The organism is Dietzia aurantiaca, assembly GCF_021033825.1.
Taxonomy (GTDB): domain Bacteria; phylum Actinomycetota; class Actinomycetes; order Mycobacteriales; family Mycobacteriaceae; genus Dietzia; species Dietzia aurantiaca.
This window is the reverse complement of record NZ_JAIFXZ010000002.1, coordinates 117,522-138,802: the sequence shown is the minus strand read 5'-3', so window position 1 is coordinate 138,802 and position 21,281 is coordinate 117,522. Positions and strand designations below refer to the sequence as shown.

The 21,281-nt window shown below is 70.3% G+C and carries 19 protein-coding genes; 5 read left to right on the top strand and 14 right to left on the bottom strand.

The window, feature by feature from the left end:
- Window positions 1–10: 10 nt before the first annotated feature.
- From truB to rimP, 10 genes are all read right to left on the bottom strand, one after another.
- The gene (gene truB / locus K3888_RS03230) at window positions 11–922 is read right to left on the bottom strand and encodes a tRNA pseudouridine(55) synthase TruB (protein WP_230928796.1); all 912 of its coding nucleotides are present in this window, start codon (window positions 920–922) and stop codon (window positions 11–13) included.
- Window positions 919–1,728, bottom strand: coding sequence for a 4'-phosphopantetheinyl transferase family protein (locus K3888_RS03225; RefSeq protein ID WP_230928795.1), 810 nt, complete (start codon window positions 1,726–1,728; stop codon window positions 919–921). The genes truB and K3888_RS03225 overlap by 4 nt, the downstream gene beginning before the upstream one ends.
- The gene (locus tag K3888_RS03220) at window positions 1,725–2,651 is read right to left on the bottom strand and encodes a metallophosphoesterase family protein (protein WP_230928794.1); all 927 of its coding nucleotides are present in this window, start codon (window positions 2,649–2,651) and stop codon (window positions 1,725–1,727) included. The genes K3888_RS03225 and K3888_RS03220 overlap by 4 nt, the downstream gene beginning before the upstream one ends.
- Window positions 2,648–4,045, bottom strand: a complete 1,398-nt coding sequence (locus tag K3888_RS03215) for an MATE family efflux transporter (RefSeq protein ID WP_230928793.1) — start codon at window positions 4,043–4,045, stop codon at window positions 2,648–2,650. Before K3888_RS03215 ends, K3888_RS03220 begins: the two co-directional genes overlap by 4 nt.
- Window positions 4,029–5,009, bottom strand: coding sequence for a DHH family phosphoesterase (locus tag K3888_RS03210; protein WP_230928792.1), 981 nt, complete (start codon window positions 5,007–5,009; stop codon window positions 4,029–4,031). The genes K3888_RS03215 and K3888_RS03210 overlap by 17 nt, the downstream gene beginning before the upstream one ends.
- Window positions 5,006–5,464 (bottom strand): 30S ribosome-binding factor RbfA, encoded by a 459-nt coding sequence (gene rbfA / locus K3888_RS03205; protein WP_230928791.1) that lies wholly within the window; start codon window positions 5,462–5,464, stop codon window positions 5,006–5,008. Before rbfA ends, K3888_RS03210 begins: the two co-directional genes overlap by 4 nt.
- A gap of 115 nt (window positions 5,465–5,579) precedes the next feature.
- Complete coding sequence (gene infB, locus K3888_RS03200) at window positions 5,580–8,423, bottom strand: translation initiation factor IF-2 (RefSeq protein ID WP_230928790.1); 2,844 nt, start codon at window positions 8,421–8,423, stop codon at window positions 5,580–5,582.
- Between the two features lie 69 nt (window positions 8,424–8,492).
- Window positions 8,493–8,891, bottom strand: coding sequence for a YlxR family protein (locus K3888_RS03195; protein WP_230928789.1), 399 nt, complete (start codon window positions 8,889–8,891; stop codon window positions 8,493–8,495).
- Window positions 8,892–9,034: 143 nt separating this feature from the next.
- Window positions 9,035–10,021, bottom strand: coding sequence for a transcription termination factor NusA (nusA, locus tag K3888_RS03190; RefSeq protein ID WP_230928788.1), 987 nt, complete (start codon window positions 10,019–10,021; stop codon window positions 9,035–9,037).
- A complete protein-coding gene (gene rimP, locus K3888_RS03185; RefSeq protein ID WP_230928787.1) occupies window positions 10,018–10,563 on the bottom strand; it encodes a ribosome maturation factor RimP in 546 nt (181 codons plus the stop codon). Before rimP ends, nusA begins: the two co-directional genes overlap by 4 nt.
- A gap of 104 nt (window positions 10,564–10,667) precedes the next feature.
- Between rimP and K3888_RS03180 the strand changes: the two genes are divergently transcribed.
- Together K3888_RS03180 and K3888_RS03175 are read left to right on the top strand one after the other, a co-directional pair.
- Window positions 10,668–11,141 (top strand): hypothetical protein, encoded by a 474-nt coding sequence (locus K3888_RS03180; protein ID WP_230928786.1) that lies wholly within the window; start codon window positions 10,668–10,670, stop codon window positions 11,139–11,141.
- Window positions 11,138–11,542, top strand: a complete 405-nt coding sequence (locus K3888_RS03175) for a DUF4439 domain-containing protein (RefSeq protein ID WP_230928785.1) — start codon at window positions 11,138–11,140, stop codon at window positions 11,540–11,542. Before K3888_RS03180 ends, K3888_RS03175 begins: the two co-directional genes overlap by 4 nt.
- Here K3888_RS03175 and K3888_RS03170 read toward each other — a convergent pair whose 3' ends face one another.
- On the bottom strand, window positions 11,543–13,294 hold the full coding sequence (locus K3888_RS03170; protein WP_230928784.1) for a proline--tRNA ligase: 1,752 nt from the start codon (window positions 13,292–13,294) through the stop codon (window positions 11,543–11,545).
- Between the two features lie 58 nt (window positions 13,295–13,352).
- Here K3888_RS03170 and K3888_RS03165 point away from each other — a divergent pair, with 58 nt between their 5' ends.
- The gene (locus K3888_RS03165) at window positions 13,353–14,102 is read left to right on the top strand and encodes a YaaA family protein (protein WP_230928783.1); all 750 of its coding nucleotides are present in this window, start codon (window positions 13,353–13,355) and stop codon (window positions 14,100–14,102) included.
- Window positions 14,103–14,257: 155 nt separating this feature from the next.
- Here K3888_RS03165 and cobA read toward each other — a convergent pair whose 3' ends face one another.
- Window positions 14,258–15,484 carry a uroporphyrinogen-III C-methyltransferase gene (gene cobA, locus K3888_RS03160; protein ID WP_230928782.1) on the bottom strand — a complete coding sequence of 409 codons (1,227 nt, stop codon included), beginning with the start codon at window positions 15,482–15,484 and terminating at the stop codon, window positions 14,258–14,260.
- A 136-nt stretch (window positions 15,485–15,620) separates the two neighbouring features.
- Window positions 15,621–17,123, bottom strand: a complete 1,503-nt coding sequence (mqo, locus tag K3888_RS03155) for a malate dehydrogenase (quinone) (RefSeq protein ID WP_295651885.1) — start codon at window positions 17,121–17,123, stop codon at window positions 15,621–15,623.
- A 153-nt stretch (window positions 17,124–17,276) separates the two neighbouring features.
- On the opposite strand from mqo, the gene K3888_RS03150 reads away from it, so the two are divergent.
- Window positions 17,277–18,308: an alpha/beta hydrolase gene (locus K3888_RS03150; protein WP_230928781.1), complete on the top strand. Its 1,032-nt coding sequence runs from the start codon at window positions 17,277–17,279 to the stop codon at window positions 18,306–18,308.
- Between the two features lie 5 nt (window positions 18,309–18,313).
- The gene (gene mtr / locus K3888_RS03145; RefSeq protein ID WP_230928780.1) at window positions 18,314–19,714 is read left to right on the top strand and encodes a mycothione reductase; all 1,401 of its coding nucleotides are present in this window, start codon (window positions 18,314–18,316) and stop codon (window positions 19,712–19,714) included.
- A gap of 78 nt (window positions 19,715–19,792) precedes the next feature.
- Here the strand turns inward: mtr and K3888_RS03140 are convergent, their stop codons facing one another.
- A complete protein-coding gene (locus K3888_RS03140; RefSeq protein WP_230928779.1) occupies window positions 19,793–21,271 on the bottom strand; it encodes a flavin-containing monooxygenase in 1,479 nt (492 codons plus the stop codon).
- Window positions 21,272–21,281: the final 10 nt, after the last annotated feature.

The window sequence follows — 21,281 nt, the reverse complement described above, 5'->3', positions numbered from 1 at the left end:
CGCCCGCCGGTCACAGCCCGGCCGGTCGCATGACCACCACGGGGGAGGCACGCCTGCCGGACTCGGCCACGAGTGCCGCTACGCGCCCGTCTGGACCGACCGCGGCGACGACGCCGGTGTCGCCCCGCGCGTCGAGCCACCGTCCGTGCCGTAGCCCTTCGGCCTGCTCCGCGTCGATGTCGCGGCGGGGGAACGCGGCCAGCGCCGCGGCGTCGAGGTCGAGGGACAGTGCCGGGTCCTCCTCGAGTTGCTCCAGGGAGCGGGCCACGTCAAGTCCGAACGGCCCGACGCGGGTGCGCCGTAGGGCGATGAGGTGTCCGCCGACGCCGAGGGCCGCACCGAGGTCACGGGCGAGCGCCCGGATGTAGGTACCGGTGGAACAGTCGACGACGACGACGAGGTCGATCACCTCCCCACCACGCACCCGTTCGAGGACGTCGAATCCCGAGACGGTCACGCGGCGGGACCTGAGGTCGACCTCCTCCCCCGAGCGCACGATGTCGTAGGCCCGCCGTCCGCCGACCTTGATCGCGCTCACGGCGGAGGGAACCTGGTCGATCTCACCCGTCAGCGCCGCGACACCGGCGTCGATCGCCTCGTCCGTGACACCGGAGGCGTCGGTGGTGCCGGTGGTCTCCCCCTCGGCGTCATCGGTGGTGGTGGTCTGCCCGAGGCGGATCGTCGCCTCATACGACTTGGTCTCCAGCGCCAGCTGACCCAGGATCTTGGTCGCGCGCTCGATGCCCACCACGAGGACGCCGGTCGCCATCGGGTCGAGGGTCCCGGCGTGACCGACCTTGCGGGTGCCGAAGAATCGGCGCAGACGGCTGACCACATCGTGGCTGCTCATCCCGGCAGGTTTGTCGACCACCACGAGTCCGGGCTCGGGTGCGGGGCGGGAGTCTGGTCTGCGCGGGCTCACGGGCCCACGCTATCGAGACCGGCGGGCCGGAGCACGATCGCCGAGGCCACATAGCCGTCACGGACCACCCAGCGGCCGTGGAACTCGACCAGGTCCGGCCCCCCGTCGATCGCCCGGGGGTCGACGAGTATCCGGGAACGCAGGGCGCCGGCGAACACGGTGTGGCTGCTGTTGTCGTCGTCGTTGTTGTCGTGCTTGTTGTCGGCGCTGTCGCGGCCGTAGGCGCGGTCATTGGCACCGGCGTGGGCCCCGCCGCGGGGCGGGTCCGGCACCAGGGTGACGTGCGCGTCGGCGAAACCCAGCCATCGGCGGGTGAGCGGGAACCACGCCTTGTACGTGGCCTCCTTCGCCGTGAACAGGAGCTTGTCCCAGTGCACCGACGGCAGCTCGACGCCGACCGCGCGCACCCACGCCGCCTCCTCCGGCAGCGAGACCGCGTCGAGCACCCCCGCGGCGAGCGGTTCGTGCGGCTCCACATCGACCCCCAGCGACCTCACACGTCCGGCGGACCCGAGCGCGGCCGCGCGCAGGCCGTCGGTGTGGGTGAGAGTGCCCACCACCCCCGGCGGCCACACCGGCATCCCCTTCCCGCCCCGCACGATCGGCCCGACCGGCGATCCCAGACGGGTCATGGCCTCGCGGGCGCACGCCCGCGCCCAGGCGAAGTCCGCGCGGCGGGACGCGACCGCGTTGCTGATCTGCTCCGCCTCGACGGGGTACATCGCCGCCACCACGGCCAATTCATCCAGGCCCAGTTCGGCGTCGGTCACCGACACCACGTCCGGCGGCAGGATCTCGTGGATCACTGTTCGTCCTCCAGATACGGGCCGGGCTCCCCCGGCCGGGCGATACGCGGCATCCCCGACTCCCCTCGGACCCACCTGACCTGAGGAGCGGCCGGCGGCGGCAGGATCTGACGCGTCAACGGCTCGGGCCTGCCGCGGCCCTTCCACTCGCGCGGATAGCCCAGCGAGACCTCCTCGAAGCGGACCTCGTCGTGGATGGTCGTGCGCGGGATGTGCAGGTGGCCGTAGACGCACGCGGCGGCCCGGTAGCGGCGGTGCCAGTCCGCCGTCTGCTCGGTGCCGCACCACAGGGCGAAGTCCGGGTGCCGGAGGAAACGTGTGGGATCACGCAGCAGTGGCCAGTGGTTGATCAACACCGTGGGATGCGTGGGGTCGAGCCGGGCCAGGCGCGTGGTGGTGCCGACCAGACGGTCACGGCACCACGACGGCGCGTCCGGGAACGGGCTCGGGTCGATGAGGAACTCATCCGAGGCCACCACGCGCCTCTCGCGGGCACCCGCCAGGGCTGCCGCGGTGGGTTGCCCCGGGACCGGGGTCCACGAATAGTCGTACAGCAGGAACATCGGCACCACCCACGCCGGTCCGCCGGGGCCCGTCCACAGCGGGTACGGGTCTTCCGGGGTCACCACACCGATCGCCCGGCACTCCTCGACCAGCCGGTCGTACTTCGTGGGGGAACTGGTGCCCTCGTCGTCCCGGCCGATCCACAGCTCGTGGTTACCCGGCACCCAGAGCACCTTGCCGAACCGGCCGGCGAGCTGCGCGAGTGCGTCGCGGATATCCCCGGTCTTCTCCGCGACATCCCCCGCCACTATGAGCCAGTCCCCGGGGTGGTGCGGCCGGATTTCGTCCAGCACCCCGGCATTGCCACGGTGCCCGACGTGCAGGTCGGCCACCGCCCGCAGGCTCGGACCGGCGCTCATCGCGCCGCCTCCCGTTCGGACGAGCCGCCCGGAGTGGCGGAGCCGAGCACCATCCAGCGGTCCCCGCGCACCCGGATCGCCACGGCGATCAAGCGCATCATCACGAACACCCCCATCCCCCACCAGATGCCGACGAGGCCCCAGCCGAAGTGGCGGGTGGCCAGCAGCACCGGGAGGAATCCGCACAGCGCCGCGATCACGGTCGTGGTCCGCAGGTACGCGGCGTCCCCGGCGCCCAGGAGGACGCCGTCGAGGCCGAACACGACCGCCGCCGGCACCACCACCACCGACATCCCTATCAGGGCCACCACCAGGCGTCCGGCCACGTCCGGACCGCCGGCCAGGACGGCCGCGATCTGGTCGCGCAGCAGCACGGTCGCCAGCGCCAGGACCACGCCCAGCCCCAGCGACCACAGCACCACCGCGCGGGCCAACGCACGGCCGTGCGCGGCGAGTCCCGCCCCGAGCGCCGCACCCACCAGGGACTGCGCGGAGATCGCCACGGAGTCCAACACCAGCGCGTACAGCGCCCACAGTTGCTGGGCGAGATGGTGGGCGCCGAGCGAGGACACGCCCGCGGCCGCCGCGGCGGTTGTCGCGACGGCGAACGTGATCTGGAAGGACGCGGTCCGGATCACCAGATCGACGCCCATCCGCAGCTGGCTCACGATCACCGCGCGACGCGGCCGAAGGGAACCGGAGTGCTCCACGACGAGCGCCACGACGAAGCCGGCGGCCATGACGAACTGGCCCGCGAGGTTGGCCCAGGCACTCGCGATCAACCCGAACTCCGGGAACGGCCCGAGGCCGGGAACGAACACCACACAGCCGATGGTCGAGATACCGATGCCCAGTGCCACCAGCACGAGCGGTGTCCGTAGCCGCTGCACACCGCGCATCCAACCGTGGCCCGCCGAGGCGATGAGTATGAGCGGGATCCCCCACACCGCCACCCGCAACCACTCCGACGCTCTTGCGGCGACCTCCGCGTCGGAGGCGAGCACAGCCGTCAGCGGGCCCATCAGTGCCAGGACCGCGGCCACGACGACGGCGCCCACGGCCAGAGCGATCCACGTGGCCTGGACACCCTCCGCCACCGCATCGGAGCGTCGGCCCGCGCCGTGCAGCCGGGCCGCGCGCGCGGTGGTCCCGTAGGACAGGAAGTTCATCTGGGTTCCGAGCACCAGCAGGACGAGGGCGCCGACCCCGAGCGCTGCGAGATCCTGCGGGCCCTGGCGTCCCACCACGATCCCGTCGACCAGGAGGTAGACCGGCTCTGCGGCGAGCACCGGCAGGACGGGCAACGCGATCGACCACAGCCTCCGGCCGAGTTCCCCCACCCCGACGGTCGCTCGAGAGGAGTCCGCGGTCGAACGGTCAGCCGAGGAGCTCACGGAGCCTCTTCGAGATGCTCTCGAGGTCACCACTCATCGTGCATCCGGCCGCGGCCGGATGGCCGCCGCCGCCGAGAGCCGCGGCCACCTCCGAGACGTCGACAAGGCCCCGGCCCGGGCGGCCGTCGCGGGAACGAAGCGACACCGCCCACTCCTGCGGTCGGTACTCCTTGAGCAGCACCGCCACACACGCCTCCTTGACCCCACGCAGATGGGAGACCAGTGATTCGACGTCATCCTCGTCAGAGGTCGCGATGATCCGATGAGGCACGGCGAGCCAGACCGCTCCTCGTCCGCCCACGGCGGACACGTCGAGAGTGACCGTCTCGAGCAGTGCACCCAGAACCGGCAGCCACGAGAAAGAATGCGCGTCGAGGAGCGCGAAGCTCAGTTTCGACGACTCCGCCCCGGCCGCGAGAAGCTCACTTGCGGTCGCGTGGGCACCGGGCCCACCCCAGCGGAAGGAGCCGGTGTCGGTGACCAACCCGGCGTACAGGCTCGTCGCGGCTTCCGGGTCGAGTGGGTACCCGCCGGCCCGCAGCACGTCGAGGACGAGTGTGGCCGTCGAGGCTGCGTCGGGATCCAGCAGGATGTGGCTGCCGAAGCCGGGGTTCGACCGATGGTGGTCCACGACGAGGACCTCCGAGGCGGCCTCGGCGAGATGACCCCAGCGCCCGACACGGTCAGCGCTCGCGCAGTCGAGCGTCACCACCAGCCCGTCATGCGCGGGGACCTCGTCCAACGGGATCACGAACTCGGTCCCGGGGATCACCGCGAGAGCCTCCGGAACCCGGCCGGGGTCGAACGAGTGGTACACCGCCACCCCGGCGGCACGGAGTGCGCGCGCCAGGCCGGCGGAACTGCCGAGCGCGTCCGCGTCGGGACGGAGGTGACAGAGCACGGTCACCTGCCGGTGCCGCATCAGCACCTCCGCCGCCGCCCGGGCGTCGACCGGGATCGTCACCGGTCGTCGTCCTCCGCCTGCGCCTCCTCGGGCCGCCGGTACGGGTCCTCCTCCCCCGCCGGGCGGGCGCCCTCCGCCGCCCTCCGGACCTCCTCGTCGCTTGCGCGGGCCCTGGCGAGCAGCTCCTCCATGTGGCGAGCCGCATCGGGCACGGAGTCCAGCACGAAAGTCAGCTCCGGGGTGAACTTCACACCGGTCTGCTTGCCGACCATCGTCCTCAGCCGCCCCCGCGCCGTGGCAAGGGCGTCTTCCGCGGCCGCGAGGTCCGGCTCCTCGTCGAGCGTCTCGCCGCGGACGGTGTAGTACAGCGTCGCCACCCGGAGGTCGGGGGTGATGCGGGAATCGGTGATGGTCACGAACTCCAGACGCGGGTCCTTGATCTCGTTGTCAATCGCCGTGGCGACGATCTCCCCGATCCGCTTGCCGAGCCGTCCGGCGCGTCCTTTTCCGGTCATGGCGCTCCTCCTGAACATGGTCTGGTCGCACCAGGCGCGACCATTCTCCAACAGCATGCCGTGGGGGCAGGCCCGTTCTCCACGGAACCTGCCCCCACGGTCGTGACCGGCGACGTCAGTCGCGCGGCTTCTCCACGAGCTCGTACGTCTCGATGATGTCGCCGATCTTGATGTCGGAGTACGACACCGTCAGACCGCACTCGAAGCCCTCGCGGACCTCGGTGGCGTCATCCTTCTCGCGCCGGAGCGACGTGATGGTCATCTCTTCCTGGACGACGTTGCCGTCGCGGATGAGCCGGGCCTTCGCGTTACGCCGCATGATGCCGTCGAGCACCATACAACCGGCGATGTTGCCCACCTTCGAGGAGCGGAACATCTCGCGGATCTCCGCCTGTCCGAGCTGCTTCTCTTCGTAGATCGGCTTGAGCATGCCCTTGAGCGCAGCCTCGATCTCGTCGATCGCCTGGTAGATGATCGAGTAGTACCGGATGTCGACGCCCTCGCGGTTGGCCATCTCGGTGGCCTTGCCCTCCGCGCGGACGTTGAACCCGATGATCACCGCGTCGGACGCGGCCGCCAGGTTGACGTTGGTCTCGGTGACGGCACCGACACCGCGGTCGATCACCCGCAGCTGCACCTCGTCGTCGATCTCGATAGCCATGAGGGCCTCTTCGAGGGCCTCGACGGTACCGGAGTTGTCGCCCTTGATGATGAGGTTGAGCTGGCTCGTCTCCTTGAGATGCGAATCCAGATCCTCGAGGCTGATCCGGCGACGGCTGCGTGCGGCCAGCGCATTGCGCTTGCGCGCGTTACGACGGTCGGCGATCTGCCGTGCGGTGCGGTCCTCCTCGACAACCATCAGGGTGTCGCCGGCGCCACAGACACTGGTGAGACCGATGACCTGCACCGGACGCGACGGGGTCGCCTCGGTGACGTCGTCGCCGTGCTCGTCGACCATCCGACGGACGCGGCCGTAGGCGTCACCGGCGACGATCGAGTCGCCGACGCGGAGGGTACCGCGCTGGATCAGCACCGTGGCGACAGGGCCGCGACCGCGGTCCAGGTGCGCCTCGATGGCGACACCCTGCGCGTCCATGTCCGGGTTCGCCCGCAGGTCCAGAGACGCATCCGCGGTCAGGACGATCGCCTCGAGCAACGAGTCGATGTTCAGGCCCTGCTTGGCGGAGATGTCGACGAACATGGTGTCGCCGCCGTACTCCTCCGGCACGAGTCCGTACTCGGTCATCTGACCGCGGATCTTGTCGGGCTGGGCGCTTTCCTTGTCGATCTTGTTGACCGCCACCACGATCGGCACCTCAGCCGCCTGCGCGTGGTTGATCGCCTCGACCGTCTGCGGCATCACGCCGTCGTCCGCCGCGACCACGATGACCGCGATGTCCGTCGACTTGGCACCGCGGGCACGCATGGCGGTGAACGCCTCGTGACCCGGGGTATCGATGAAGGTGAGCGTGCGGTCGACGCCGTCCACCTCGGACGTGACCTGGTAGGCACCGATGTGCTGGGTGATGCCACCGGCCTCGGCCTCGCCGACCTTCGCGGACCGGATGCTGTCGAGCAGCCGGGTCTTACCGTGGTCGACGTGGCCCATGACGGTGACGACCGGGGGACGACGCTCGAGATCGTCCTCGCCGCCCTCGTCCTCACCGAAGGACAGGTCGAACGACTCGAGGAGCTCCCGGTCCTCGTCCTCAGGGCTGACGACCTGGACCTTGAAGCCCATCTCCTCACCGAGGAGCTGAAGGGTCTCCGGGGTGACCGACTGCGTGGCCGTGACCATCTCGCCGAGGTTGAACAGGGCCTGGACCAACTGGGACGGGTTGACGTCGATCTTGTCGGCGAAGTCGCTCAGCGACGCACCCTGGGCCAGCCGCAGGACCTGCCCGCGACCGTCCGGGAGCCGGACGCCGCCGACCTCCGGTGCCCGCATCGAATCGTATTCCTGACGCTTCTGCCGCTTCGACTTGCGACCACGCCGGGGGGCGCCGCCGGGGCGGCCGAACGCGCCCGCGGCACCGCCGCGGCCACGGCCGCCGCCACCCGGACGACCGCGGAAACCGCCGCCACCTGCAGCAGGAGCGCCGCCTCCACCGCCGGGGCGGAAACCGCCGCCGCCGGGACGACCGCCCGGGCCGCCCGGGCGACCACGGCCACCGGCGGGACGCGCGACCTGGCCGGGCATCTGACCCGGGTTGGGACGCGGCGGCATGTTGCCGGGAGACGGGCGGGGACCACCCTGGCCCGGGGCACCCGGACGCTGCGGCGGACGAGGACCACCCTGGCCCGGTGCGGGACGGGAGCCACCCGGGCGGGGGCCGGCCTGCCCCGGACCGGGGCGGGGGCCGGACTGGCCGGGTCCGGGGCGGGGTCCGCCCTGGGGACGCGGCGCCGGGGTGGTTCCGCTCGAAAACGGGTTGTTGCCGACGCGCGGGGTCTTGGGACCCGGCTTCGGCCCGGCCGGACGCGGTCCGGGAGCCGGGCGTGCCGATGCCGCCGGGGCCTCGGGCGCGGCCGGGGTGGGCCGAGCAGCGCCGGGCTTCGGCGCGGAGGTGCCTGGCTTCGACGCCGCATCAGCCGGCTTCCCGGCCTGGGCCGGAGTGGGCCGTGCGGCACCGGGCTTCGGGCCCGCGGCGGGTGCAGCGGGCTTGGCGGCCGACGCCGGCGAGGGCGCGGCGGTGCGCGGATCGGCGCCCGGACGGGGGCCGGGCTTACCCGCCGCGCCGGGCTTGGGCGCGGAGGTCGTGCCGGACTTGGCGGACGGGGCGGCGTCGTTGCCACCCGCCGGCGCGAGCGACTCACGAAGACGCCGGACGACCGGTGCCTCGAGCGTCGATGACGCCGACTTGACGAACTCTCCCTGATCGCGGAGTTTCGTCAGAAGTTCTTTACTGGTGATACCGAACTCTTTTGCCAGTTCGTGTACCCGGGGCTTGCCTGCCACTGCTCTCCTCACTGCGAGGTCTTCACGGCAGGGCTGGCCGCGCGACCTCGGTCTACATTCGATGGACGTTCATCGCTGGAGCTTCACGGTGTGCTCATCGTGTCTGGTCCGTTCCTTTTCTTGTGCTCCCCCTACCGGGCCGCTCGGCCGGCGGGTGGTGTCGTGCTCGAGACGCACCGCCTCGAGCACCCCCGAGACCGCATCCTGGGACACGTTCCCGGCGACTCGCAGCGACCTGATGAAGGCCTTGCGGTCGAGTGCTGTCCTGATGCACCGCTCGTCGCGATGCACCCAGGCTCCTCGTCCCGACGCCCTGCGGCGCGGATCGGGCGAGAGTGCAGCCGATCGCGGATCGTGGACGATCCGCAGGAGCCGGGAGTCCGAATCCCGGCCACGGCAGCCGACGCAGGTCCTTGTGGGACCCGCTGCCTCGACAGGGCCTTCGTGCTGGTCCTTACGTACCCGCATCCGGCCGCCTCGGTTTCTCGCCGCCTCGCCCGTACGGGGCAGGTGGACGTGAAGTCACTGTGACAACTGATCAGTCTACAGATAACGGGGTGTCGACACTAACGGCGCGCCCGACCGCGTGGGAGCGGGCCCGCGGCGTGCCCTCACTCGGCGTCGCTGTGGATATCGATGCGCCACTGGGTGAGACGATGAGCGAGCCGGGCGTTCTGCCCCTCCTTGCCGATCGCGAGCGAGAGCTGATAGTCGGGAACGACCACCCGCGCGGCACGAGTGGCCTCGTCCGCGACCGTCACGGAGATCACCTTGGCCGGGGAGAGTGCGTTACCGACGAACACGGTGGGGTCGTCGTCGTAGTCGACGATGTCGATCTTCTCGCCGCCCAACTCCGCCATGACCGCCCGCACCCGGGCGCCGTTGGGCCCGATGCACGCACCCTTCGCGTTGAGTCCGGACACGGTCGTCTCCACCGCGATCTTGGTGCGGTGGCCCGCCTCTCGGGCCACCGCGGCGATCCGCACGGAGGAATCACCGATCTCCGGCACCTCGAGGGCGAAGAGCCCACGGACCAGATCCGGGTGGGTGCGCGACAGCGACACCGACGCCCCGTGGGGGCCCTTGTGCACTCCCACCACGTGGCACTTGATCCGGTCGCCGTGCTCGTAGGTCTCCCCCGGAACCTGCTCCGCCGGCGCGATGGTCCCTTCGGTCCCCCCGTTCTCCGGGCCGATGTGCACGACGATGATCCCCTTGGCGTTGGCCCGGGAATCAGACTGGATGACGCCGCTGACGACCTCGCCCTCGCGGGTCACGAGGTCGCCGTAGATCTTCTCCGTCTCGGCTTCGCGCAGGCGCTGCAGGATGATCTGGCGGGCCGTCGCCGCGGCCACACGGCCGAAATCCGACGGGGTCGCGTCGAATTCACCGATGCGGTTGCCCTCGTCGTCGACCTCAGCGGCCATCACGGCCACGGTTCCGGCCTTGCGATCCAGCACGATCCGCGCGACACGGTGGGCGTCATCGGTCCGCTTGTAGGCGGTGAGAAGAGCGTTCTCCAGCGTCGAGACGAGATCGTCCAGGGGGATCTCACGTTCCTGCGACAGCATGTTCAGTGCCGCCATGTCGATATTCACCGATCTTCTCCTTCTCGCACGCCGCTCCCGGTCTGGCCCGGCTCCTGCAGCAGGTCGATCTCGTCCTGGGGGGCGGGCCGGAACTCGACCCTGATCACGGCGCTGGCCACGTCGTCCAACGCTACCGAGCCGACGTTGATCCCTCGACCAGACTTCGACACGATGCGTACCGTGCCGGCGGTCTCGTCCATCTCGCCGACCCGGCCGCGGGCCGGCCCCGTCGCGCCGTCGGTGTACTCGATGTCGACCTGGCGACCGTGGGCGCGACGCCAATGGCGGCGCTCGACGAGGGGCGCGTCGACGCCCCGGCTCGTCAACTCAAGGGTCACCGGCCGATCGGCTCCACCCCACTGCTCCGCGAGCGGATCCAGCTCGGTCGACAATGCGGCGAGGGTGTCCAGCGATACGCCCCCGTCGCCGTCCACGACGACGGTCACACGCCAGGTGGCAGCGCGTTCGTCCTCTCGGAGTTCCTCGAGGTCGAGTCCGCGGTCCGAGACCGCCTTACGAATGTGGGCCCTGTCGGGCTCGGGGACGATCACTGTGCTCCTGGTGTGCGGCTTTCGAGGGCCGGTCCGGATCACGGACGGGCCGAATCACTGTACCGCCTCCGCGCCTGATCCCCCGCCCCTGGCAGGATGTCGGGGTGCTCAGCTCCTCCTCCGTCGCGCTCTCGCGGCGCCGATTCCTGGCCGTGTCCTCCGGCGTCGTGGGTCTGGCGGTGGCCACCGGGTGCGCGGTCCCGACCGGTGACGACAGTCCCGACCCGATCCTCGAACTCATCCGCGCCGCCGAGCGCGACGCACGCGAGTTCGCCGCGGCGGACGCGTCCCACGGCGAGTACGCGGACGCCCTCCGGCGTCTCGCCGAGGTCCGTCGAATCCACGCCGAGCGCCTGGGGGAACTCGTCGACGACCCCGCGGCGTCGGGTACGGCGACCACCACGCCCCCACCCGGGGCCGCCGCGTCCTGCCCGCCTGTCGCCGAGGTCAGATCCCGGCTCCGCGGCGATGCCGAGCAGGCCGCGGACGTGGCGGTGGCCGCCGACGGGGCCAGGGCCGAACTGACCGGGTCGGTCTCGGCGGCGTGCACCGCGGCAGTGGAGGTGGAACTCTCGTGACGACTCCGGTAGGTCTGGCGGCAGAGGACGCGGCCGTCTACGGCTACGGACTCCTGCTGGCGACAGCGGATGGCTCGATCCAGGCTGCTGTCCGGCGTGAACTGGCCGCGCACCGTGCGCGCCGCGATGCCGCTGAGGAACTGTGGCCCGATTCCCCGCCCGCGCCGGTCGGATACCTCGCCGGGCCGGACACACCCACCGCCCCGGTGCTCCTCGCGATCCGGATCGAGTCGGACTGCTGCGAGGCGTGGCGGGCCCAGTTGGGCACCTCCGCGGAACCCGATCGCCGACTGTTCTGCCTGGACGCACTCACCGCCGCGGCGGTCCAGCTCGCCCGGTGGCGGACGTTGATCCCGGGCGCGCCGTTCGAGGCGCTACCCGGGTTCCCGCCGGCTACCTGATCAGCGCTCGGCGCGGACGAGGCGGATGATCTCCTCGGCGGCCCCGTCGACGGCGATCTGGATGACCTCACCGGTGGCCCGCTCACGCAGCTCCACCGTGCCCTCGGACCACCCGCGCCCCACCACGACGACCCACGGCACGCCGATCAGTTCCGCGTCCTTGAACTTCACCCCGGGCGACGCCTTACGGTCGTCGAAGAGGATCTCCAGCCCGGCCGTGTCGAACGCCTCCACGAGGGTGCCCGCGCCGCTGATGGCGGCCTCGTCCTTGTTCGCGATCACCACGTGCACGTCCGCGGGAGCGGCCTCGGTGGGCCACACCAGCCCCTTATCATCGGCGAACTGCTCCGCCAGCACCGCGACGAGACGCGAGACACCGATTCCGTAGGAGCCCATCGTCACGCGGGCGGGCTTGCCGTTCTCCCCGAGTACGTCGAACCCGAAGGCATCGGTGTACTTGCGGCCGAGTTGGAAGATGTGGCCGATCTCGATGCCACGGGCGAGCGTCAGGGTTCCGTGGCCACCGGGGGCGGGATCTCCCTCGCGGACGTCGGCCGCCTCGATCGTGCCCTCGGGCGTGAAGTCGCGGCCGCAGACCAGTCCGACGTAGTGCTTTCCCGCCGCATCCGCCCCGGTGATCCACGACGTGCCCTCGGCGACCCGCGGGTCCACGAGGTAGCGGACCTCGTTCGCCAGCAGGCCCCGGGGACCGATGTAGCCCTTGACCAGGAACGGGTTGGCGGTGAAATCCGCCTCCTCGAGCACCGCGACCTCGGCCGGCTCGAGCGCGGCCTCGATGCGTTTCATGTCGACCTCGCGGTCGCCCGGGACGCCCACACCGAGCAACTCCCAGTCCTTGCCCGGCTCACGGACCTTGAGCATGACGTTCTTGAGCGTGTCCGCCGCGGAGATGTCCCGTCCGAGGTCGGCATCGTTGGCCCACGCGACGAGGGTCTCGATCGTGGGAGTGTCCGGCGTGGAGTGCACGACGGCCTCGGGGAGACCGTCGAACGGAAGCGCCGCGGGCGCCGGGGTCTCGACGGCCTCGACATTGGCCGCGTACTCGCCGTCGGTCGACCGGACGAAGGTGTCCTCACCCGCGGCGGATACGGCGAGGAACTCCTCGGACGCGGAGCCGCCCATGGCCCCGGAGGTCGCCGTGCAGATCACGTAGTCGATGCCGAGTCGGTCGAAGATGCGCTGGTAGGCATCGCGGTGCGACTGGTAGGACCGCTCGAGACCGGCATCGTCGACGTCGAAGGAGTACGAGTCCTTCATGACGAACTCTCGCCCACGGAGGATGCCCGCCCGCGGCCGCTCCTCGTCGCGGTACTTGGTCTGGATCTGGTACAGCGTGACGGGCAGGTCCTTGTACGAGGAGTACTCGCCCTGGACGGTGAGCGTGAAGAGCTCCTCGTGGGTGGGGCCGAGCATCATGTCGTTGCCCTTGCGGTCCTTGAGCCGGAACAACGCCGGGCCGTACTCGGTCCACCGGCCGGTGGTCTCGTACGGCTCACGCGGCAGCAGCGCGGGCAGGCTGATCTCCTGCGCGCCGAAGACGTTCATCTCCTCGCGCACCACCTGTTCGATGCGGCGGAGCGTGCGCAGGCCGAGCGGGAGCCACGAGTACACGCCGGGCGCGACGCGGCGGACATAGCCGGCGCGCACCAGCAGTTTGTGGCTCAGCACCTCGGCGTCGGACGGGTCGTCGCGGAGCGTGCGCAGGAAAAGGTGGGACAGACGCGTGATCACGGTGGTCAAGCGTAGCCGCCCCGCGGCGCGCGCCCGTCCCGACGGTAGCCTCTGGCGGGTGCGCATCCTCCTCTCACCCTCCGAGACCAAGTCCGTCGGCGGCTCCGGGGTCCCCCTGGACCTGGCCGGACTGTCCCTGCCGTCCCTGACCGCGACCCGCCGCACGGTCGCCGATGCGCTGGTCGCGGTGTGCACGGACGATCCCGGCGAGGCCCAGCGCCTGCTCGGATTGAGTGACGCCCTGTCCGGCGAGGTGACGCTGGACGCCGAGCTGTGGACATCTCCCACCGCTCCGGCGCTGAGCCGATATACCGGGGTGCTGTACGACGCCCTCGACCAGGCCTCGTTCACCAAGGCCACCCGGGCGCGCGCCGAGGCGCGCCTGTGGATCGGTTCGGCGCTGTTCGGACTGGTGGCCGCCGCGGACCCCATCCCCCATTACCGGCTGTCGGCGGGCACACAGCTGCCCGGGTTGGGGACGCTCCGGGCGACGTGGCGTACCGCCCTCACCGACGCGGTCGCGGAGTGGGCGGAGGAGCTCGTACTCGACCTACGATCCGGTGGCTACCACCAGCTGGGCCCGGTGCCCGGCGCGGTGACCGTGGATGTGGTCACCGAGTACCCGGACGGCACCCGCAAGGTCATCTCGCATTTCTCCAAGCACCACAAGGGGCTGTTGGCGCGGACGCTCGCGACCTCTCGCGCCGAACTGTCGGATCTCGGTTCGCTACTGCGGGTCGCCCGCCGTGCCGGGCACGCGATCGAACGGACCTCGGACACTGTCCTGACCCTGGTCACGGAACCCTGAGGAAGAAGGACGACGACGACACCGGCGCCGCTCGGTAAGGCCGGACCCCCGACGGTCGCCCTACCGTGGTGACATCGTCGGAGGACAGGAAACCGACCTTTTTCCGGGCGCTCACAGCCCCGTGACACCCGAGTCGGGCGGCTGCGGTCCGCCCCTCAGGATTCGGACAGCACCTGCGGGAGCCCGGCCACCTCGCCCACCACCACGATGGCCGGAGGGCGGACGTCCTTCTCCGCCAGCACCGCCGTGAGCGTTCCGAGAGTACACCGGTGTGTCGCCTGACCTTCGAGGCTGCCGTCCATGACCACGGCAGCCGGGGTGTTCGCGTCCCTGCCGCCGGCCACGAGCGCCTCGGCGATCGCCGGCGTGTTCTTGACGCCCATCAGTATCACCAGCGTTCCGCGCATGCGCGCGAGCGCCTGCCAGTCCACGAGCGAGTCGGCGTGCCCGGGTGGGAGGTGCCCGGAGACGATCGTCGCCTCGTGCGTCATCCCCCGGTTGGTCACCGGGATCCCCGCCAGCGCCGGCACGGACAGCGCGCTGGAGACCCCGGGCACCACCGAGCACGGGATCCCCGCCTCCGCGCACGCCTGGGCCTCCTCATAACCGCGGCCGTAGAGAAACGAGTCGCCGCCCTTGAGTCGCACGACGAACTTGCCCTCGCGTGCCCGGTCCACCAGCACCTGGTTGATGGCCTCCTGCGCCATGGCACGTCCGTAGGGGATCTTCGCCGCATCGACGATCTCCACGTCGGACCGGAGTTCTGCGAGCGGACGCTGGGGCGCGAGCCGGTCGGCCACCACGACGTCGGCCTGCGCCAGCAGCCGACGGCCGCGGATGGTCATGAGGTCGTCCGCGCCGGGCCCGCCGCCGACCAGCGCCACGGTCCCGCGCAGCGTCTCGTCGAGTTCGGGCGACTCCGCAGCCGCCTCGCTCAGGGCGAGCGCCACCACGTCCCGCGCCTCCGCGGTCCGTGCCCGGTCCCCGGTGAGAACCGAGACGAGCATCTGGCCGCGACGGACGACCGCCGGGGTGACCGCGGTCCCGGAGCTCACCGCGTCCGAGCGGACGCAGAACGTACGCAGCTGCTCGGCCTCGGCGGCGACCCGGGCGTTCACGAGCGAGTCCTTGGTGGCCGCGACCACGTACCAGGCGCCTTCGAGGTCTCCGCTCCGGTACTCCCTGGGCTGCCACCAGATGCGGCCGGCATCGACCAGACCCTGCAGCGTGGGGGTGATCTCCGGACTCACCAGATGGACGGCGGCCCCGGACTCGAGCAGGACGGGAATACGCCTCTGGGCCACGGATCCACCGCCGATCACCACGACTCGACGGCCCTCCAGCTCCAGGCCGACGGGGTACGGGTTCACGGGCCGGATCATGCGGTCGATCCTATCGGCCCCTGATCGCGTTCCCCGCCCTGGGCCGCGGTGTCCGTGATGACAGACATCCCCCGACCTCGCGCGGACGCAGGTCGGGGGATGTGGCGTGGCGGCGCCCCGCGGGCGGTGCTGAGTGTCAGACCTTCTGGTCGAGCTTGAGCGTGCGGGTGGAGCGCTCGAACTGCTCGGTGAACAGCGTGGGATCCGCGGCCAGGTCGCGACCGAGCGAGGGGATCATCTCCTCAAGCGCAGGTGTCCACTCCGCGAAACGGGTCGGGAAGCAGCGTCGGAGCACGTCGACCATAGCGTCCACGGCGGTCGAGGCACCGGGCGACGCGCCCAGCAGGCCGGCGATCGACCCGTCCGCGGCGTTGACCACGGCGGTGCCGAACTCCAGGGTGCCGCCCCGACCACCGGGCTTGGGCTTGATGACCTGGACGCGCTGTCCGGCGACGACCTTCTCCCACTCGCCGTCCTGGGCCGAGGGCACGAAGTCGCGCAGGGTGTCGACACGGGCGCCGTGGTTCTTGGCGAGTTCGGTGACGAGGTACTTGACGAGACCCATCTCGGTGAGGCCGATATTGGCCATGGGCAGCAGGTTGCCGGCTCGGACGCTGCTAGGCAGGTCCATGAAGCTGCCCATTTTGAGGAACTTCGGGGTCCAGCCGGCGAAGGGGCCGAACAGCAGGCCCTTCTTGCCGTCGATGACACGGGTGTCCAGGTGCGGGACCGACATCGGCGGTGCGCCCACGGAGGCCTGACTGTAGACCTTGGCCTGGTGCTGCTCGACGAGTTCGGGGTTGGTGCAGCGCAGCCACTGGCCGCCCACGGGGAAGCCACCGATCCCCTTGATCTCCGGAATGCCCGACTTCTGCAGCAGGTGCAGGGCACCGCCGCCGGCCCCGACGAAGACGAACTTCGCGTCGACCGTGCGCTCGTCACCGGTGTGGCGGTTGGCCACGGTCAGGCGCCAGGTCCCGTCGGTGTTGCGCTCCAGATCTTTGACCTGGTTCTGGTAGTGGACCTCGGTCCCGGTTCGGGTGAGGTACTTGACCAACTGGCGGGTGAGGGCGCCGAAGTTGACGTCGGTGCCTCCCGCGAAATGGCTCAGCGCGAAGGGCTGCTCGGGCGAACGACCGCGCGCCATCAGCGGAACGAGACGCTCGAGTTCGCTGAAGTCGGTGGTGTGCTCCATCCCCGGGAACAGCGGGTGCCCGGCGAGCTTGTCGTATCGCTTGCGCAGGTAGTCCTGACCGTCCCGGCCGGTCACGAAACTCATGTGCGGCACCGGCCGGATCCACTCGGTCGGATCACCGAGCAGGGTGTTCTCCACCGCGTACGACCAGAACTGCCGGGAGACCTGGAACTTCTCGTTGACGCTCACGGCCTTGGTGATGTCGACGTCCCCGCTGGCGGTCTTCGGCGAGTAGTTGAGCTCGCACAGCGCGGAGTGTCCGGTACCAGCGTTGTTCCAGGCGTCGGAGGACTCCAACGCGGGCCCCTCGAGCCGCTCGTAGATCTGGATGTCCCAGTCCGGCTGGAGTCGACGCAGCAGGGCACCGAGCGTCGCGCTCATGGTGCCGGCGCCGATGAGCGCCACATCCGTCGTTCCGTGCTTTGCCACCTGGTCTGCAGTCACCGGCTACCCTCGCTCGTTGGTCGTGGACCCGAATTTCCAGTCGTCGCGGACCCCGGCGGGAGCCCGCGACCTGAGGGCTACAAGACTACTCACGGCCCGACCGGCAGGGCACACCGGTCCGGGGGCCGGCAACACCGGGCTAGGGTGGTCGCCGTGTCCAGTTCCCCTCCTGATCCCGCCGGGCGCTCCGGATCCGCCGCCGAGTGGGACCCCGACCTTCTCGGCCCGGCCTACCGGCGTCGTGAACTGCCGCTGGGGATGGACCCGGACGGCGAGGGGCCGATTTCTGCCACGCTGGTCCGGCATGAGGAGGCACCTGCGGATCCGGTCGCGGTCGTACTCGTGGTCCACGGGCTGTCGGACTACTTCTTCCACACGCACCTGGCGGAGTTCCTCGCCGCGCGGGGCATCGCCACGTTCGGGGTCGACCTGCGCAAGTGCGGCCGCTCGAGACGGGAGGGGCTGACGCCGCATTTCACCACCGACCTGGAGAGATACGACGACGAGCTCGATCAGTCGCTCGCGGTGATCGCTTCCGAACATCCCGGACTCCCCGTCGTCGTCGCCGCACATTCCACGGGCGGCCTGGTCGTTCCCCTGTGGCTCGCCCGCCGGCGTGACGGCGGTCGGCTCGACCCCGTCGTGGGACTGATCCTGAACTCGCCCTGGTTCCAACTCGATGTCCCGGACCGGACTCGAAGGATTCTCGACCCGGTCATCCGGACGATCGCGTCGGTGCGCCCCTACTACCGGCTCCCCCTGCCGTCCTCGGACCTCTACGTCACGAGCACGCACGCGGAGCACGACGGGGACTTCCACTACGACCTCACGCTCAAGCCCCCGGGTGGGGTTGGCGTACGTGCAGGATGGCTCGCCGCCGTCCGACGAGCCCAACGGCGTCTGCAGCGCGGCCTCGACCTGCCGCTGCCGGTGCTCCTGCTCCGGTCCACGGCCTCGTCGGTCGGCAGGCGCGGCGCGAGTGTCGACGTCGACACCGATCTCATCCTCGACGTGCGCTCGATGGAGCGTTTCGCCGACCGGGTGTCCGCCGACGTCACCGAGGTGCCCGTCGAGGGCGCGCGACACGATGTCTTGCTCTCCCGGCCCGACGTCCTCGAGGTGGTCTTCGACCGCCTGGGGACCTGGCTGGACCGCACTCTGTCCTCACCCACCAAGGAGTTCTGACCCCCATGACGCAGACCCCCTCGCGCCACTTCGACCTCATCGTGATCGGCACGGGTAGCGGCAACTCGTTGATCGACGAGTCCTTCGCCGACAAATCCGTCGCGATCTGTGAGAAGGGGTCGTTCGGCGGTACCTGCCTCAACGTCGGCTGCATCCCGACGAAGATGTTCGTCTACGCGGCGGACACCGCGACCTCCGTCGCGCACGCAGGGACCTACGGCGTCGACGCGACGTTGGACGGCGTGCGCTGGCAGGACATGGTCTCCCGGGTGTTCGACCGGCGCATCGACCCCATCGCCTCGAGCGGCGAGGACTACCGGCGGAACCGCTGCGAGAACGTCACGGTCTACGACGGTCACGCCACCTTCGTGGGACCCCGCACCATCGACACCGGCGCCGGCGAGATCATCACCGCCGACGAGGTCGTGATCGCCGCAGGCGCGCGGCCGTCGATCCCCGAGATCGTCACGGAGTCGGGCGTGGCGTACCACACCAGTGACGACGTGATGCGGATCCCCGAGCTGCCGCGGTCGATGGTGATCCAGGGCTCGGGATTCATCGCGTGCGAGTTCGCCCACGTGTTCTCGTCGCTGGGAGTGGAGGTCACCGTCATCGGCCGCTCGGGCGTCCTGCTCAAGCACCTCGACCGCGAGCTCGCCGAACGGTTCACCGAGAGTGCGCGCGGCCACTGGGACGTCCGGCTCGGGCAGCACATCACCGCCATGACCGCCACCGGCGAGGACAACAGGGGCGTGGAGATCACGTTCGAGGACGGCTCGACCTGCGCGGCGGACTCGCTGCTGGTCGCCACCGGCCGCACCCCCAACGGCGACCTGCTGGGGCTCGACTCCGCCGGGGTCGCCATGGACGGCGACCGCGTTCAGGTGGATGAGTTCGGCCGCACCTCCGCCGAGGGCGTGTGGGCCCTGGGCGACGTGAGTTCGCCGTTCCAGCTCAAGCACGTCGCCAACCACGAGCAGCGTGTGCTCGGACACAACCTGCGTCACCCCGACGACCTGCAACCGTTCCATCACGCGAACGTCCCGTACGCCGTGTTCACGTGGCCGCAGATCGCGTCGGTCGGCATGACCGAGGACGAGGCGCGTGCGGCCGGCCATGACATCACGGTCAAGACCCAGGACTACGGCGACGTGGCCTACGGCTGGGCGATGGAGGACTCGGTCGGCTGCTGCAAGCTCATCGCCGATCGGTCAACCGGCCACCTGCTGGGTGCCCACATCATGGGTGCCCACGCACCGTCCCTGATCCAGATCCTCATCCAGGGCATGGAGTTCGGGCTGACCGTGCCCGACATGGCCCGCCGCCAGTACTGGATCCACCCCGCGATGGCCGAGGTCGTCGAGAACGCGCTCCTCGGCCTCGACTTCCCCGACCGCGGCTTCTGACGCAGCCCGAAGGGCCGGCACGCCGTCTGGTGTGCCGGCCCTCGTCGTTGCCCGCGGCCGACGCCGCCGCGGCCCGGGTCAGCCCACGACGAAGTCGGACGGGTCGAGATTCCTCAACTGCTCGCGATACCGGAACGTGAAGCTCGGCCACTGCAGTGAGTTGCGTCCGCTGGAGTCGAAGTACCAGCTGGAGCAGCCCCCCTCGTTCCACACGGTCTTGGCGAGCTCCCGGTCCATACGGTCGGCGTACTCGGACTGCACATCTCCGCGGACCTCGATGGTCTTGTGGCGCGCCCGGTCCGACAGGTCGAGCAGCTTGCCGATGTGCTCGGCCTGGGACTCGAGCATGTACACGATCGACGAGTGCCCGAGGTTCGTGTTGGGCCCGTACATCAGGAACAGATTCGGGAAGCCGGCGACCGTGACACCGTTGTGTGCGCGCGGACTGCCGCCCCAGTGCTCGGCCAGAGTACGACCGTCCGCACCGGTGACGACCCGCGAGATGGGCGGCTCGGACGGCTGGAACCCGGTGCCGAAGATGATCACGTCGGCGGGGATCTCGGTTCCGTCGCCGGATACCACCCCGGTCGGCGTGACCGCGGACGCCGCATCGGGTACGAGCGTGACATCCGGCCGGGTCAGGGCGGGTAGCCACCTGCTGGTGAGCAGGATCCGCTTGCATCCGATCGAGAAGTCCGGGGTGAGTGCCTTACGCATCTTCCGGTCCCGCACATGGAGGAACAGGTAGAGGCGCGCGAACATCTCGTAGAACCGGAGGAGGAACTGCGCACGGGTGAAGACGACCACGTACAACTCGCGACCGAGGTAGATGCGCCCACGCACGATCCGCTGCAGCAGCGGGATCCGCGAATACCACCGCCTCCGGGACTCGGAGATGCTCCGGTCGAGCCGCGGGAGGACCCAGCCCGGCGTCCGCTGGAACACGGTCAGGTGTCTGGTGATCGGTGCGATCTCCGGGACGAACTGGACCGCGGACGCCCCCGTGCCCACCACCGCCACCCGTTTGCCCTCGAGCGGGATGTCGTGGCGCCACTGCGCGGAGTGGAAGACCTCTCCCTCGAAGTCCTCGAGCCCGGGGAGATTCGGAACGGAGGGTGCGGAGAGCGCTCCGGTGGCCGCGATGAGATGACGCGCACGGATCCGCCCCCTGCTCGTGTCGACGACCCACTGGGAATTCTCGGCATCCCACTTCGCCGATTCCACCTCACACGAGGTCACGAGGCGGTCCCGCAGCCCGATCCGGTCCGCCACCGACTTCAGGTACGCGAAGATCTCCGGCTGCCGCCCGAATGAGTGCGACCAGCCCGGATGGGCGTGGCGGGACAACGAGTACAAGGCCGTGGGCACGTCGCACGCACAACCGGGGTACGTGTTGTCGCGCCAGGTACCGCCAACGTCCTCGGCCCTTTCCAGCACGAGGAAGTCCCGGCCACGGCCGTCGCTGAGCAGCCTGTCAGCCATGGCGATGCCGCCGAAGCCGGCTCCCAGGACGAGGAGGTCGATCTGGTCCACGGGTCCGCTGCGGGTGTCGATCATGGTGGACAGT

What these genes read in the sequence shown, in the direction of transcription:
- cobA (WP_230928782.1), bottom strand. Translation starts at nt 15,484, where the DNA reads ATGATCCGGCCCGTGAACCCGTACCCCGTCGGCCTGGAGCTGGAGGGC.
- rbfA (WP_230928791.1), bottom strand. Translation starts at nt 5,464, where the DNA reads ATGACCGGAAAAGGACGCGCCGGACGGCTCGGCAAGCGGATCGGGGAG.
- K3888_RS03140 (WP_230928779.1), bottom strand. Translation starts at nt 21,271, where the DNA reads ATGATCGACACCCGCAGCGGACCCGTGGACCAGATCGACCTCCTCGTC.
- K3888_RS03195 (WP_230928789.1), bottom strand. Translation starts at nt 8,891, where the DNA reads ATGCGGGTACGTAAGGACCAGCACGAAGGCCCTGTCGAGGCAGCGGGT.
- mtr (WP_230928780.1), top strand. Translation starts at nt 18,314, where the DNA reads ATGACGCAGACCCCCTCGCGCCACTTCGACCTCATCGTGATCGGCACG.
- K3888_RS03220 (WP_230928794.1), bottom strand. Translation starts at nt 2,651, where the DNA reads ATGAGCGCCGGTCCGAGCCTGCGGGCGGTGGCCGACCTGCACGTCGGG.